The following is a 12,776-nucleotide window of genomic DNA, read 5'->3' as shown; positions in this document are numbered from 1 at the left end:
TTAGTTTTTATCTCTTGCCCTTTAAGAGGTAACCAACTATGGCGCCCAAAACAAAAAATAAGACCCAGAACGCTATCCAGAGGAATAAAAATAGCGAGAACATGGAGATATATCGTGTTAACCTGACAAAATTTATTGCAGAATAATAGAAAAATACCACAGCTACAGGTACTAAGGCTACAATCGGCGATGTAAGTATCTCTCTTCTCTTGTCAGCAAAGTATCCGTAAACAAAACCACCTATAAGAGGTAGAGCCGCCGCGTTTAGTATGTGCAATGGCGAAATTACACCAACTAGTGGTATAAACAAACCTATGTACTTAACCCACTTTGACATATTCCCCCCTCACCCAAGGCATATACATTGCATCATAAAGCGGGCTGAGAGGGTCACCATCTGGCCCACCTGGTAACATCATATAAATGCCATCGCCAAACGCGACAATAAACCTAACACTAGGACCATGCGTGACTTTAAAACCTGGCGCCACGTTTATGGTAAACCAACTTCCCGGAGCCTCGACCTGTTTATAGTTAAGCTGCGGAAAAGCAGAACCAAGTATATGGTTTATACTATACTTATGTAACTGACCCCACGGCGTAGATATTTTCAAAGCCTCTTTTGCTGCTAATTCTACAATAGAACGGTTAAGCAAACCACGTTTAATAGAGATAAGTGTTATTTCAAACGGTACAAAAGTTGTGGAAATATTAAACCTTTCCCATGCTAACTTCTGTAATGTATATACAAACGTCGCATATCTTGTAGCAATTACAGAGTCCGGAGCCATAGAACAATCCCATTTATTTAGCTCATTAAGAAGAGATCTTCCAGCCTCTCCCCCATATAGTTCTAGTAGTGTTTTTACATCTCTACAAGATATATCAACAATATCTCTCTGGATATCCATTACATCTCTTGTAGAGAGTTTTCCCTTCGATAGCTTTTGAGATATTAATTCTAGTATCCTGTCATGCCGATACCTATCGGCCCACCGCCACTGTATGTATATATTTGCATCTGCCACTTTGTTATTTGCCGTGGCAAGATATGGCGGATTTACGTAGTTTAAGACCTCGGGAAGCCAGACAAACCTCTTCCACTCACCCTCACCTTTTGATCCATTAAATGGGAGATATCCGCCGTCTCTAATTGGAAAATACCCATTTGCAAAATATGCCACTACTCCATGTTCATCGGCGTAAACTGTGTTTTGGCTAGGCGTAATGAAATATTTTAACGCGCTGAGAAACTCTGTTAGATTAGTTGCCTTGTTCATGAGATATAGGGCTAGAGCCTCAAGTGTTACGTTGTTTCCTAACCACCGCATAGCATATCTCTGTCCTCTGTATTCTATTACAGGACCGTGTACCGTCTCTAGCACTTGAAGAGCTTTTGAATTACATATATTGTTTAAATCGCATATTTTGAAAACCTCGGTACGTATCTCTGCGTCTCTCCACGAGCCGTTATAGTAATACTTTGTGTTATTCCATACGTAGTAATAATAATCGATAACATCTACGCCAGTGTTGGTAAAACCCCAAGCAATATGCCCGTTGGTACCTATAACGACTACCGGAGTACCTGGGAAAGCGACGCCCATCACATAGTACTCAGGCGTCTCTACTCTTTGGAAAATCCAAATGGGGGGTACTGAAAGAGAGAGATGCGGGTCGTTAGCTAAAATAGGCCTTCCAGTAGCTGTATAATTAGGTGAGATAATCCAGTTATTACTACCTAACGTAATCGGAGACATATAGGAAAAAGTTACTTTACGCTGTAAAATAGGCGTGTTCATCTCTCGAGAGAGAGCTATGTTTAGAAATTGCGGACCAAGTGCATCAACAAGAACTTTAAGATCTAGGTCGCTCTCGCCACCGCTTAGAGACCAAGCAATAAGCTTATTAATAGCAATCGTATCTACGGGCTTCCAAGGCTCTGGATTTTTGCCAAGTATTAAGTACTCTATGGAAGGAGAGTTCTGCGATAAGAAATCGTTAACACCCCGTGTATACTCTTCAATCAACGTGGCAAACTCAGGATACTTGGCCTTGATATATTCCCAAGTCTTCTCAGCTGCTATGTAAAGTCCTCTAGTTCTGAAGTAGATATCTATTTCTAAAGCCGCATCGCCCAATAATTCCGACAACCTACCTTCTGCCGTTCTTCTCATAATATCCATCTGGAAAAAGCGATAATAGGCGTGGGCGTAGCCAAGTTTATAAAAAGCCTCTTTTTCGCTATTTGCTTTTACTATCAATATATAATTTTCTATCGGCACAGGCGGTGGAGGTCTTGTAATAGCCTTCATAGGTCCTCCAAAAGGATCTGCAAATCTAAAAAGAAAAGGCGGTATGAAAAACATAATTAAAAACGCTAGTAGTAATACAACAAGTGAACCGGCTAGTCTCATAGAGATTAGCATCTCGACCCTTAAAAATGTGATGACGCTTACAAGGTCTGACAGATGAGGAGGGCTGAGCAACTGATCTATTCTTTTTATATAGGTGATAAAGTTCTACTATGAATTACAGTGTGGAACATGCAAAAGTGAAAGAGCTAATTGAGAAAGCCCAATGCACGGGGGCTTCTCCACTAGATGTAGTTAACTGTATAATTGAACAGCTGAGGTCTGCCGGATACACTCCAACGACTACACAGTTGTTAGATGCAAATGTCGACCCCGCCGAGAGGCTTGAACAAGCGAGATTTATACGATTTGAGGCCCGTAGAGAGGGAGATAAAAACCTCCACATATTTACTTTTGCACTACTTAAGCCAGGCGGAGTTTATAAGCCTCTTTGGCTTCAGTCCGCCGTAATTGAAAAGTAATGGAAACCATCAGAGAGCGACTTATAAAGATTCTGCTTGAGAGTAAGGAGCCGCTCACTATACACCAACTACAGTCGTTAGCTCAGACAGAGTTGGAACCAAACGAATTATATGAAGAGTTAGAACATGTAAGAAAGACTTTGAAAAGAATGGGGTACCGCCTAGTGATAGTGCCAGCCACGTGTAAAAAATGCGGCTATCAGTTTACAGATAGAGAGAAGCTGAAAAAGCCGAGTAGATGCCCGCGCTGTAAGAGTGAGAGAATTGAGCCGCCTAGGTTTTATGTGGTTACTTCTTCTTAAACTTCTTAGGCCGTAGATTTCTAGAGCGGCAGCGGCGGCATTTCTCCGCATCTGGGGGATTTCGCGCGCCGCACTCTCTACAGATCTTATACTGGAATTTGTGTTTCATTACTATAGCCAACTTCTCAGGATCTAACGTGATAGGCATAGGTGGTTTGGAGATTTCAAATTTATATACTTATCACTCCATTTCTCTCTCTTCTACGGCCTCTCCGAGAGACCGAAAAGGGAGAAGAGACGATTTAAGATCGATGAGGTTAAATAACTGTAAAGTGACGAACATGTGTCTACTTCTCTTTTAGGCATAGCAAGAGACGGCGATGAGTATTATATTCTTAATATTACAGAGGGCTACAAGTCACGTCTTGTTTACTGGTTTAGAGATCTCGAAAACCGTATCTCTGCCACACTTAAGACAGGCACGTCGGTTGTATTACTGGGGCCTCACGGCTCTGGCAAATCTGTACTCGCGCGTTATATAGCCGCAAAGTTTGTAAGCGAGTATTACGCAGTCATAGACCTAGGCGTAGATGTTGTCACTTTTGACAACTTGCTTGAAATACTTCCCGAGGTACCCAACGCAATGGGGTTTTACGACCCTCTTGGGATATCGTTTTACGACAATCCACATATCCCAAGAGCCGAGTTGGCCGTGCCCTGGATACGGCGGTGTCAGTATATAATAGACCGCGCCTTTTATCTAAACACACGCGACATACCGACGTTATTAGTATTGCCATATGACTTGTTTCGCTACTCCCCGTGTAAGACATACATAGAGAAGAACTCGAAAATTGTCGACATAGCAGAATATCTACGTAACATAGATGTGTCTTCTATATTAAAGAGCGTGTTTTCTACACATGCAGCAGCTCTAGGTTGCAAGACTTCAAACCCAGACCCATACATAGACTACGTCTTGCAGAAACACAGCGATTTAAGTGGAGTTTTTGCCTTGGCGACATACGGCGGTAGGCTCTATGCCAGAAATAGATGCGCCCCATACAAACCAGATGTGTTATACCAAGATGTTATAAAAGAGCTTGCAAAGATATACTACAGACTATATCGAGAACTCTTCTTCCCAACTTGCCAAATCGCCAAAGCCTTAGCTATTCCTCTTTTATTAAGTCTACAGGGCCAATATATACCACCGGCGATTATACACCCGCTTTCAAATGCAGATAGAATTTCTAGGAGACTGTATATATTGAGCAGAGCTTCTGCAACCCTAGACTCGGCGGCTAGAGAAGAGATACTTGAAGAACTAAAAGAGCTATATCAACCACAGGAAGAGTTTGTCGACATAGCAGAGTGGGCTTCTGCGCCTAAGGAAAGCGTCGTAGTGGAATCGCTTAAGCTATCTATTAGAGAAGATCATTGTACTAATATACAGGGAAACCCTATACACAAAATAAGGACGGTTTACAAAGGCCTTATGACTCTAGACTATAGATATGCTATTGATCTAGCTAAGGCAGTAGCTTCAATAGTGCTGAGCATAGATATATGTAAAGAGGATATAGGTAAATATCTTTGTTACAGAGGGGAGGTACCCCAGATAATTATCGAAGCACTGGGCGGCGATAAGAGAATAACTCTTGAGACACATATTGTGTCGCCTACCCCCCGCTGTCTCGAAGATGACATCGAACTACTGACTCAACTAGCTACTATAGACGCAAGAAGAGCCCCGCTTCAATGTCTAGAAAAGTTTATAGAAGTTCTTTATAACACAGTCAAGAAAAACCCAGAAAGTCTTGTTAAATTTTATAAACTATATAGAGACTATATGGAAATAGTCGCGGAGAGGGTAGCTACGCCTATTCTTAGAAAATTCGCGCTGACGCATTACTATGGCGTTGTGCCAAGCGAAGCCACTCTGATTTTAAAGAGGATACTAGAAGTTGCGCAAGAAGATTACAAGACCGTTGCGACGGTTCTAGCGTCTCTAGCTACTTTGACGTCTGAAGATGTCGCTAGTCTACTGCCCACCTGCGACTGTCCCTACCTAAGGGCGTTCTCCGCGTATCAAATAGCTAAAAAGCTTATGGAGAGTAGCCGGCCTCAAGAAGCATTAAAAATTCTCGACATCGCAATTACAGAAGTTAAACGTGGCGACCCACGGCATGAATATACACCACAGTTTATCCAAGAGGTAGAGGAGCTCTATCGGCAAGTGGCTTTAGAGCTTATTATTTAAAGTACTACCTTTATTAGGTCTCTGGCGTCGTCTTTTAAAGCAGATATATAATACACCTCCTGTGCTCCTACCGCTACAGCGATTTCATCAGCCTCAATATAGAAGCCGTATTCATGCGCGAGATCCATTTTATTTCCCACGACAGCCAGTCTTTTAAACGGCTTTATCCCCCTATCTAGCAAGCCGCTGTGTATTTCTACCAAAGCTTTCAGAGTATCGTAGTGAAGTACATCATACATATACACGGCCTTGTCTACATAAAAAGTCCACATCTTGGCAAAGTTTTGGACTACCTCAATGACATACTGCCCTGGCACATCGATAAGATTTACCTCTCTATTGGCAATATAAAGACGGTAGACGCCAGGACGCAGAGTTACAGTAGGCCTAATCGACAGCCCCATAAGCCTATATGCAAGCGTTGTCTTGCCTACACCACCGACGCCCAAGAGGACAACAATATAGCGCACGTCATATCTACAGGCACTATATAAATAAGAAATGTCTCCCTAACCACCGTTATATTTAAAAATAAGTAAAAAAAGACGCGTATGAATCCAGTAGGAAGACTTGCGTTGTGGATAGTGGTGTACATTGTTGTAATGGCTGTTGTACAATACGCTTTCCAATTTGTAACTAGTAACATATATAAAGATGCAATGAGCTACAAGGTCTACGTCGATATTCTACTCACTCTATTCTTTGGGTGGCAGATTGTAAAAGCGTTTGCAGATATTGTGGCATTGCCTGTTGCTAAAAAACAGGGAGAGACCGCCGGGAAGGCTGTGGCAAATCTAATAAAACTTTTGGGCATAGGCGCTCTGGTAGCATCTCTAGCAGGCGCCGTCTCTGGCGGTGCTGCTGCGGCGGCTTTAGGCGGTTTTATCGGATTAGTAATAGGCTTTGCAACTCAGCAAGTGCTTAGCCAAGCAGTAGCCGGCACCTTTCTACTTCTCGCAAGGCCGTTTAAAATTGGCGACAAAATTGTAGGCGCCGGCCAAGAAGGCATAGTCGAAGACATAGGCGCTATGTACACTGTTGTTAAAGATGCCGAGGGTAACAAGATCTTAATACCTAACAACAAACTAATAGGTGATATACTGAAGATAAAGAAGTCTTAGCTTTTTTCAAACCATACCTCAACCTCCCAATTTTCCCTTGGGATAACCACCGCGAGCGCCGGCCTCAAACCTAACTTCTCCATTATCTGTTGTCTCTTCTGTAGAAGAGTTCTCTTTTTCCTAAGCTTTGGATCTGTGGGGCGCGTTGTGGTTTTAACCTCGACGTGGTAGACCACCCCATTTTCAACTAGTAGAAAATCCACCTCTCTAAGCGTTTCTATCACTGATACAACAAAATCAGGCCCGCCTCTAAGTCTTTCATAGATAACAGCCGCTATCTCTATATCTGTCTCTGTAAAAATGTCGAAGTCTTTTAGGAGCGTGGGCGATACGCCCTTTAATACATAGTCTTTTAACTCTTTTAGCCCCAAGGAGAGAAGTAGGGCGTAGACGCCCTCTGTATCCCTCCCTATATATTTCACAAGTCCCCTCGGCGGGTCTAAAATCACTGCAGGCGCGCCGTCTTCAACCACAGGGACAAACCACGACTTATGTATAGGCCATTCAGAAAGCACATGTTTAGAATATACGCCACGACCTTTTTCATGCGGCATTGACGTCCCCCGAGGCGCTATCTTATCCGCAGAGTATAAACCCTCGACTAACATTGCAATAGTCTCACCGCGAGATACTTTCTGCAACACTTTCGCAAATATATACTCGCCAAAATAGCCTATTCCAGCGCCTAGCGTCTCCAACAGATTTACCCTAATCAACACTCGGTATAGAGCCTAAATTTTTCAAACCATCGTTTAATTACACGACGCATATATATTTATATATTGACTATAGACAGCTTGTGATTTCTAAACTTTTCGACCCCCAGAGCGTGGCGTTGGTAGGAGCATCAATAAAACAAGGATCCGTCGGATATGTTATCCTAGAGAATTTAGTCACTAGATTTAAGGGTGTTGTATATCCAGTAAATCCAAAATATGACGAAGTAGAGCTTTGGGGCCGTCGGATTAAATTTTATAAATCTATCTTGGAGATAGATGCGCCAATAGACGCCGTGGTTATAGCAACGCCCGCGCCTACTGTACCTAAGATACTTGAGGAGGCTGGCCTTAAGGGCGTCCCAGTGGCTATTGTAGTAAGTAGCGGCTTTGCAGAAGCTGGAAATGTAGAGCTTGAAAACTGGACAAAGGCTGTGGCAAAACAATACGGCATAAGAGTACTAGGCCCCAACTGCATAGGTGTTTACAACGCATATACAAACTTCGATACAATATTCCTCCCAGCCGATAGAGCCGGTAGACCGCCGCCAGGCCCCCTTGCGTTAATTAGCCAAAGCGGCGCAGTCGCTGCAGCAATTATGGACTGGGCTGCTAGGAGAAAAATAGGCCTTGGCCTTATGGTAAACTACGGCAATAAAATAGACATAACAGAGGTAGAGCTACTAGAGGCCTTTGCGGCAGACGACAGAATAAAAGTAATAACACTATATATCGAGGGTTTTAAATATCCTGGCGAGGCCTCTAGGTTTCTTGAAAGCGTAAGAAAAATAGTGCCGAAAAAACCAGTGGTTGTCTATAAAGCAGGTAGAGGCAGGGCTGCTCAACGCGCAGTGAAAAGCCACACGGCGGCTATGGCTGGGACATACGAGATGTACCACGGACTTTTCCAACAGGCAGGAGTAATAGAGGCTTCGTCTGTTAGAGAAATGTTCGACATGGCTAAGGCCCTTGCCTATCAGCCGATTCCACGCGGTAAGCGGGTGCTAGTTGTAACAGACAGCGGGGGCATGGGCATACAAGCGGTAGATGCGCTAGAGGCACTTGGGCTTGAGGTGCCCGAAGTCCCCGAAAGTATAGCCAACGAGCTAAAGAGAGAGCTTCTCCCATTTGCGGCGGTGTCAAACCCTATAGACGTAACTGGAAGCGCCACAGACGAACACTATAAAATAGTGCTAGATACGTTACTCCCAACGGCATTTTTCGACATGGCGCTAGTGGTTACTCTAATGCAAGTGCCAGGTCTTACGAAAAACCTCGCAGAGTATATAATCAACAGCAAGAAATATGGCAAGCCTCTTGTTGTTGTTAACTTCGGCGGTAGCGAAGTTGTCCAAAAGTTTGAAGACATATTAGAGGGCAATGGAATACCTGTATATCCAACACCGGAAAGAGCGGCAAAAGCCCTGTGGGCTTTATATAAATACGCAGAGGTGAAAAGAAAAATATGACACACACAATTGTAGCTAAAGCCCTTGCCGAAGCTAGAAACAAGTTGAGAGAAGATGAGGCGCTAGCTCTACTTAAGGCATATGGAATACCAACTCCGGACTTCGCCCTAGCTCGCGACGAAGAGGAGGCGGTCAAGCTAGCTGAACAAATAGGCTATCCAGTAGCTGTAAAAATAGTATCTCCACAGATTGTACACAAGACGGATGTAGGCGGAGTTATCCTAGGGGTGTCAAACGAACGGGAGGTCAGAGAGGCTTGTGTACAAATTAGGGAAATTATCAAAAAGGTGCCATATGCCGAGCTTGAGGGCGTCTTAATACAGAAGATGGTGCCAAAAGGCGTAGAGCTTATAATAGGTACAGTCTACGACGAGATTTTTGGCCACGTAATACTCTTCGGCCTAGGCGGTATATACACCGAAATTTACAAAGACGTCTCCATGCGTATAGTGCCTATAACTGAAGAAGACGCATGGGAAATGATACGCGAGGTAAAAGCCTATAGAATACTTACGGGCTATAGAGGCATGCCGCCGCGCGACGTAGCCGCGGTTGTAGATATATTAGTAAAGTTTTCACGACTCGTACAAGAAAACCCAGAGATAAGAGAAGCCGATTTAAACCCAGTAATAGTACTTGAAGAGGGGAAAGGAGCGTATGTAGTAGACGCAAGATTCATACTAAAGATGCCGTAGTGGTGGGGCCGGAGGGATTTGAACCCCCGACCTACGGGTCTGGAGCCCGCCGCTCTGCCTGGCTGAGCTACGGCCCCTCTCTATTTTAGCTCACAGTTTTTAAGCTTTCTCCTACTACAAGACGTGTTATACCACAGATGAGAATAGCTACAAGAGACATCTATTCAAGTCCGGCTTCCGTAATTCTGTACTCTATCCTTACGTCAGGAGCCATACCAGGCACGTCTAATGGCCACATGTAACCCTCTAGCTTCGCCTTGTTAGGCCGCACCATCATAAATCTCGCGTTTACGGTATGTGCCAAGACGTTGCCGCCCGCCGGCCTTTTCACGCCGCCGGCAAAAATCTCGGGCACGTCCATCACTTGATTTGTCAAAATAGAAGTTACGCCAAACGTCCTCGCATGGCGTCTCAGCCAATCGACGAGATAATGAATTCGCTGTTGTCTAGCCGCTAACATCTCCCTACCGGGAAACTCAGCACGATACAACGCCGTGATTGTATCTATTATCACAAGACGGCAACCCTCTTGTATATGGCGTGGGATGTCGTATTTCACTATCTGTTCTAACTGCATTACATTAGCCGGTTGATATAAAACAAGCGACGTGTCTAATCTCTCAATTTCTACACCAAACCGCCTCGCAATTGTCTCGACGAGCGTTGGGTTAAACGTGCCCTCTGTATCTATATACACAACTCTCGCAGTAAAACCCTCCTTAAGTCCTACCACGGCAAGTTGATGTGCAAACATCGACTTACCAGTGCCATATTCGCCAGCAAATTCATATATAAAGCCCTCCCTTATCCCTCTCCAAGGAGTTTTTTCGTCGAATTCTACAAGCCCAGTCTTAAAAGTCTTGACTTGTCTCTGTCTAAACTCGCCAAATGTCACCGCCTTCACCCCGCCGACTTTTTGCAAAACTTGCTGTAGAAGCTTTACAGCTCTTTCATATTCGATACCTGCCTCAGCTAACTCCTCCGCCGTAAATTCAGATAGATGTTCTAGAGATGTAATACCCAACTCCATTAGCTTTTCAAACGTCTTAGGACCCACGCCCTCAAGCGAAGATAAATCGGCTTTCTTCCTGGACATAAAATCAGTTTATCCCTATGTTAAATTTATTCAGAGGGATAACCGCCTCTTCACACCTCCAGGCTCCCCAAGACGTCATCACTTTTTTACCTCTACACAGAGGTATATATGTGATGAGCCTCACGGTAGGCGAAAAATGAGCGCAACGCCCTTCACTGACTCGGCTAGACGTTTCGCTCAACCTCGCCTTTATATACGCCAAAAGCTCCTCTGTCTCTTCCTCTGTGAGATATCCAACGCCCAATCTCTCAGCGAACTCTCTATCGCCAACCACAAGCACAAACCTCCTCTCTATGTCTCCGAGCTCTCCCATAGATAAAGCCCTCACGCCAGGAACCCCCTTCCACTCATCTGGCGGCTGACCCCTAAATACAACAACTACCTCCATGCCATAGCCCTACATCCAATTTATAAGATATTACGTAGTTACAACCGAAAGCCTTGCCCTTTAGGGCGGGGAGGGGGTCATACGCCAAGATATGGCTTTAGACAAGTCTCCCGCCACAGCACTTCCACATCGCCGGTATAGGCGGCTATCTCCTCCGGTTTACCGCCTTTTATATATAAGACGTCGTCGTCATAGCCACACGTCGCCTTTAGTAAAACCTCTCTAACGCTAGGAGGCAACTCCCTCCAGGCGTGTCTGGCATAGCCCAGTTTTTCAAACAGTCTCGCTACTGCGACGTTATCTATCGCAGATGTTGCAAGATATGTAGATGCGCCACATAGCCCCTCTACATATCTAACAAGCGAAGTGGCAATCCCCCGTCTCCTATGCTTAGGCGCTACAACTATATAGTAGTGTACACACGTCATCTCTGCAAGACGGACTGCGTAGAAGACCTCAGCCCCCACAGGCTCCCCATCTATATAGACAGTAACGGCGTTTGAGCTAGGCCATCGTTCTAACACCGCCTTTGCGTATTTAACAGGGCCTCTATAATAAAGACCGACAAGTCTCAACGCAGCCTCTCTGTCTATTACGAACTCCACCGCGTTATCTCTAGAAAATCCTCCTCGCTGAGCTCTATCTCTAGAGACCTTACGATCTCGTCGATATGCTCTTTCCTCTCGGCCTTAGGAATAGGCACGACGCCTCTCTTGACATACCAAGCAAGAGCGATTTGAACCGCCGAAGCCCTATACCTTGTTCCAATTTCCATAAGCCTCCGATCTCTAGCAATAGCCCCCTTCTCAAGAGGGGTGTACGCCATGTACATAATCCCATTTGACAAGACATACGGTATGACATTTGCATCATCACTTCTATAATATAAAGAGTAGCGGTTTTGAACTGCCGCCAGCTCGTACTTCTTTGTACAACTTTCAGCCTCCTTGATTTGTCTAAGTGAAAAATTGCTAACGCCAAAAAACTTAATCAAGCCTCTATCTACAAGAGTTTCAAACGCCCGTATTGTCTCACATATGGGGACTATCTCTGAAGGCCAGTGAAGCAGATATAGGTCAATATATGTGCCGAGCCTTGCCATACTTTGTTTGGCAGACTTCAACACATCCTCGAAACGCGCGTGGCTAGGCCACACCTTAGAAACAATAAACAGCTCATCTCTTGGAAACCCCTTTATCGCAAGACCCACGAGCTCTTCCGTATGCCCACCTCCATACATCTCAGCTGTGTCTATAAGAGTTATGCCCCGCTCTATTGCGTACCTCAACGCATCTATCCACTCCCTGTCCCTACTTCTATCCGAGACCCAAAAACCCCCACCAATCCCCCAAGTACCCAGCCCCACTGCAGAGACACAACCTACACGCCTAAAACAAACCCTCTTCACAGGAGTAAATTGACACATATTCTAAAACGTAACTGGCGGGCCCGGTGGGATTTGAACCCACGACCTACGGCTCCGGAGGCACGACGGACCTAGCCGGGTCCTCCGCCGCTCTATCCTGACTGAGCTACGGGCCCCACACCAGCTGGACACCACGCTATATAAAGATTAATGGTGCGGCGGCCGGGATTTGAACCCGGGATCAACGGCTTGGCAGGCCGCCATCCTACTCCGGGGCGGTGGCTCCCCACCGTCCAAACCAGGCTAGACTACCGCCGCCGTAGGACATACCGCGTTACTTTTTAAGTTTTTCTTTTGCTATTTTAACCGTTCTTTATAAATAGTAATGCTTTTTCAAGGGACATGTCCAAGAAACAGAAGTTGAAGTTCTACGATATTAAGGCGAAGCAGGCGTTTGAGACTGATCAGTATGAGGTTGTTGAGAAGCAGACTGCCCGCGGGCCGATGTTATTTGCAGTAGCAAAATCCCCATACACAGGAATAAAAGTCTACAGACTAATCGGCAAAAAGAAATAAAAATAAAC

At 44.9% G+C, this 12,776-nt stretch carries 16 protein-coding genes and 3 tRNA genes; 7 read left to right on the top strand and 12 right to left on the bottom strand.

The features are described from left to right. Nucleotides 1–7 precede the first annotated feature (7 nt). Nucleotides 8–337, bottom strand: coding sequence for a hypothetical protein (locus ACZ49R_RS07130; protein ID WP_464732516.1), 330 nt, complete (start codon nt 335–337; stop codon nt 8–10). After that, complete coding sequence (locus ACZ49R_RS07125; RefSeq protein WP_464732515.1) at nt 321–2,417, bottom strand: penicillin acylase family protein; 2,097 nt, start codon at nt 2,415–2,417, stop codon at nt 321–323. Before ACZ49R_RS07125 ends, ACZ49R_RS07130 begins: the two co-directional genes overlap by 17 nt. A gap of 110 nt (nt 2,418–2,527) precedes the next feature. Between ACZ49R_RS07125 and ACZ49R_RS07120 the strand changes: the two genes are divergently transcribed. Together ACZ49R_RS07120 and ACZ49R_RS07115 are read left to right on the top strand one after the other, a co-directional pair. Continuing rightward, nucleotides 2,528–2,836 carry a hypothetical protein gene (locus ACZ49R_RS07120; RefSeq protein ID WP_011762232.1) on the top strand — a complete coding sequence of 103 codons (309 nt, stop codon included), beginning with the start codon at nt 2,528–2,530 and terminating at the stop codon, nt 2,834–2,836. Then, entirely contained in the window at nt 2,836–3,138 is a 303-nt protein-coding gene (locus ACZ49R_RS07115; RefSeq protein WP_464732514.1) for a transcriptional regulator, read from the top strand. The genes ACZ49R_RS07120 and ACZ49R_RS07115 overlap by 1 nt, the downstream gene beginning before the upstream one ends. Here ACZ49R_RS07115 and ACZ49R_RS07110 read toward each other — a convergent pair. Then, a complete protein-coding gene (locus ACZ49R_RS07110; protein WP_011762234.1) occupies nt 3,125–3,286 on the bottom strand; it encodes a 50S ribosomal protein L40e in 162 nt (53 codons plus the stop codon). The genes ACZ49R_RS07115 and ACZ49R_RS07110 overlap by 14 nt on opposite strands. A 135-nt stretch (nt 3,287–3,421) precedes the next feature. Between ACZ49R_RS07110 and ACZ49R_RS07105 the strand changes: the two genes are divergently transcribed. Next, a complete protein-coding gene (locus tag ACZ49R_RS07105; protein ID WP_464732513.1) occupies nt 3,422–5,341 on the top strand; it encodes a hypothetical protein in 1,920 nt (639 codons plus the stop codon). Here the strand turns inward: ACZ49R_RS07105 and ACZ49R_RS07100 are convergent. Continuing rightward, nucleotides 5,338–5,745 (bottom strand): Rab family GTPase, encoded by a 408-nt coding sequence (locus tag ACZ49R_RS07100; protein ID WP_464734104.1) that lies wholly within the window; start codon nt 5,743–5,745, stop codon nt 5,338–5,340. The genes ACZ49R_RS07105 and ACZ49R_RS07100 overlap by 4 nt on opposite strands. Nucleotides 5,746–5,892: 147 nt before the next feature. On the opposite strand from ACZ49R_RS07100, the gene ACZ49R_RS07095 reads away from it, so the two are divergent. Continuing rightward, a complete protein-coding gene (locus ACZ49R_RS07095) occupies nt 5,893–6,462 on the top strand; it encodes a mechanosensitive ion channel domain-containing protein (protein WP_464732512.1) in 570 nt (189 codons plus the stop codon). Here the strand turns inward: ACZ49R_RS07095 and ACZ49R_RS07090 are convergent. Continuing rightward, nucleotides 6,459–7,181, bottom strand: a complete 723-nt coding sequence (locus ACZ49R_RS07090; protein WP_464732511.1) for a hypothetical protein — start codon at nt 7,179–7,181, stop codon at nt 6,459–6,461. The genes ACZ49R_RS07095 and ACZ49R_RS07090 overlap by 4 nt on opposite strands. Before the next feature lie 80 nt (nt 7,182–7,261). Between ACZ49R_RS07090 and ACZ49R_RS07085 the strand changes: the two genes are divergently transcribed. Together ACZ49R_RS07085 and ACZ49R_RS07080 are read left to right on the top strand one after the other, a co-directional pair. Beyond that, the gene (locus ACZ49R_RS07085) at nt 7,262–8,647 is read left to right on the top strand and encodes an acetate--CoA ligase family protein (RefSeq protein ID WP_464732510.1); all 1,386 of its coding nucleotides are present in this window, start codon (nt 7,262–7,264) and stop codon (nt 8,645–8,647) included. Next, complete coding sequence (locus ACZ49R_RS07080) at nt 8,644–9,342, top strand: acetate--CoA ligase family protein (RefSeq protein ID WP_464732509.1); 699 nt, start codon at nt 8,644–8,646, stop codon at nt 9,340–9,342. Before ACZ49R_RS07085 ends, ACZ49R_RS07080 begins: the two co-directional genes overlap by 4 nt. Here the strand turns inward: ACZ49R_RS07080 and ACZ49R_RS07075 are convergent. The 7 genes from ACZ49R_RS07075 to ACZ49R_RS07045 form a co-directional block, all read right to left on the bottom strand. Beyond that, a tRNA-Trp gene (locus ACZ49R_RS07075) sits at nt 9,343–9,419 on the bottom strand. Between the two features lie 83 nt (nt 9,420–9,502). After that, complete coding sequence (locus tag ACZ49R_RS07070) at nt 9,503–10,438, bottom strand: ATPase domain-containing protein (protein ID WP_464732508.1); 936 nt, start codon at nt 10,436–10,438, stop codon at nt 9,503–9,505. A gap of 4 nt (nt 10,439–10,442) precedes the next feature. Continuing rightward, complete coding sequence (locus ACZ49R_RS07065) at nt 10,443–10,826, bottom strand: hypothetical protein (protein ID WP_464732507.1); 384 nt, start codon at nt 10,824–10,826, stop codon at nt 10,443–10,445. Between the two features lie 77 nt (nt 10,827–10,903). Beyond that, nucleotides 10,904–11,431, bottom strand: coding sequence for a GNAT family N-acetyltransferase (locus ACZ49R_RS07060; RefSeq protein WP_464732506.1), 528 nt, complete (start codon nt 11,429–11,431; stop codon nt 10,904–10,906). Next, complete coding sequence (locus ACZ49R_RS07055; protein WP_464732505.1) at nt 11,419–12,234, bottom strand: aldo/keto reductase; 816 nt, start codon at nt 12,232–12,234, stop codon at nt 11,419–11,421. Before ACZ49R_RS07055 ends, ACZ49R_RS07060 begins: the two co-directional genes overlap by 13 nt. 33 nt (nt 12,235–12,267) lie before the next feature. Continuing rightward, a tRNA-Arg gene (locus tag ACZ49R_RS07050) sits at nt 12,268–12,368 on the bottom strand. 35 nt (nt 12,369–12,403) lie between these two features. After that, nucleotides 12,404–12,510 (bottom strand) — tRNA-Gly (locus ACZ49R_RS07045). An 84-nt stretch (nt 12,511–12,594) separates the two neighbouring features. Between ACZ49R_RS07045 and cc1 the strand changes: the two genes are divergently transcribed. Then, the gene (gene cc1, locus ACZ49R_RS07040) at nt 12,595–12,768 is read left to right on the top strand and encodes a DNA-binding protein CC1 (protein ID WP_011762245.1); all 174 of its coding nucleotides are present in this window, start codon (nt 12,595–12,597) and stop codon (nt 12,766–12,768) included. Nucleotides 12,769–12,776: the final 8 nt, after the last annotated feature.

This window comes from Pyrobaculum organotrophum (assembly GCF_055384425.1).
This window is presented reverse-complemented; position numbering and strand designations above follow the sequence as displayed.

Coding starts and splice junctions, on each gene's coding strand:
- ACZ49R_RS07130 (WP_464732516.1), bottom strand. CDS start 337: ATGTCAAAGTGGGTTAAGTACATAGGTTTGTTTATACCACTAGTTGGT.
- ACZ49R_RS07125 (WP_464732515.1), bottom strand. CDS start 2,417: ATGAGACTAGCCGGTTCACTTGTTGTATTACTACTAGCGTTTTTAATT.
- ACZ49R_RS07120 (WP_011762232.1), top strand. CDS start 2,528: ATGAATTACAGTGTGGAACATGCAAAAGTGAAAGAGCTAATTGAGAAA.
- ACZ49R_RS07115 (WP_464732514.1), top strand. CDS start 2,836: ATGGAAACCATCAGAGAGCGACTTATAAAGATTCTGCTTGAGAGTAAG.
- ACZ49R_RS07110 (WP_011762234.1), bottom strand. CDS start 3,286: ATGCCTATCACGTTAGATCCTGAGAAGTTGGCTATAGTAATGAAACAC.
- ACZ49R_RS07100 (WP_464734104.1), bottom strand. CDS start 5,745: ATGGGGCTGTCGATTAGGCCTACTGTAACTCTGCGTCCTGGCGTCTAC.
- ACZ49R_RS07095 (WP_464732512.1), top strand. CDS start 5,893: ATGAATCCAGTAGGAAGACTTGCGTTGTGGATAGTGGTGTACATTGTT.
- ACZ49R_RS07080 (WP_464732509.1), top strand. CDS start 8,644: ATGACACACACAATTGTAGCTAAAGCCCTTGCCGAAGCTAGAAACAAG.
- ACZ49R_RS07070 (WP_464732508.1), bottom strand. CDS start 10,438: ATGTCCAGGAAGAAAGCCGATTTATCTTCGCTTGAGGGCGTGGGTCCT.
- ACZ49R_RS07065 (WP_464732507.1), bottom strand. CDS start 10,826: ATGGAGGTAGTTGTTGTATTTAGGGGTCAGCCGCCAGATGAGTGGAAG.
- cc1 (WP_011762245.1), top strand. CDS start 12,595: ATGTCCAAGAAACAGAAGTTGAAGTTCTACGATATTAAGGCGAAGCAG.